The sequence below is a fragment of the Streptomyces aurantiogriseus genome (assembly GCF_014649375.1).
In the GTDB taxonomy this organism is placed as follows: Bacteria; Actinomycetota; Actinomycetes; order Streptomycetales; family Streptomycetaceae; genus Streptomyces; species Streptomyces aurantiogriseus.
The window spans coordinates 1-938 of sequence record NZ_BMSX01000076.1; the positions used below are offsets into that span (position 1 = coordinate 1).

The window sequence follows — 938 nt, forward strand, 5'->3', positions numbered from 1 at the left end:
TGTGGCGATCATGGTCAATCGGGCGGTGCTGGCGCATCGGCTGTTCACGGGGATCTCTCGGCGTCATCTCGCGCTCTTGGTCGAGGAGTTGGCGGTGCCGTGGCAAGCCGCGGTCGAGGGTCGTCGCCATGCTGCACGAGGTGGCGCCAGGAAGCGGGCCGCGGGAGCCGGCGCCCGCCACCAGCTGGTCTTCGTCGACCGGCTGGTGGCCACGCTGATCCATCTGCGGCACGACCTGCCGCACTCGGTACTGGGGCTGATGTTCGGCGTCGACCGCTCCACCATCACCCGTGCGATCGCAGAGATACGTGTGCTCCTGGCCGAGCGGGGGTGCGCGGTCCCCGACCGCCCCGGCCTGCGGTTACGGACTCTGGCCGACGTGTTCGCCTACGCTCAGGCCGAAGGCATCGAGCTGCGGCTGGATGCCACCGAGATCCAGGTCCGCCGACCACTGGCCGGCCGCGGCGGACGGCGCGCATTCGTTTCCGGGAAGAAGAAACAGAACACCATGAAGGCCACCGTCATCGCTGACTGGCGGGGCCGCACATTATGGACCGACACCCTGCGGCCTGGTCGTATGCACGATGCCACGGCCGCCCGCAACGAGGGCATCGCCGTCTGCTTCCAGTACTTCCCCGACGTCGAGGTCCTCCTGGACGACGGCTACCTCGGCCTGAGCCGCGGCCACCGCGGGCAAGCGATCACACCGCCAAGAAAACCGCGTCCGGGAGCACTGCCCGGCAGAGTCCAACAGTGGGAACGCGACCGCCACGGGCACTCCTCCGACCGCATCACCGTCGAACACGCCCTCGCCGACCACAAACGCTGGAAGCAACTGACGCGCTGGACCCACCGCCGCGACCGCCTGCCCGACACCTACCGCGCCATCGCCAGCCTCGTCTCCGACCGCACCACCACCTGAAAACAGGCCATGACCA

1 protein-coding gene is annotated in these 938 nt (G+C 68.7%); it reads left to right on the forward strand.

The window, feature by feature from the left end; translation table 11 throughout:
- Positions 1 to 10 precede the first annotated feature (10 nt).
- Positions 11 to 922 (forward strand): transposase family protein, encoded by a 912-nt coding sequence (locus tag IE263_RS48040; protein WP_189944461.1) that lies wholly within the window; start codon positions 11 to 13, stop codon positions 920 to 922.
- Positions 923 to 938 lie beyond the last annotated feature (16 nt).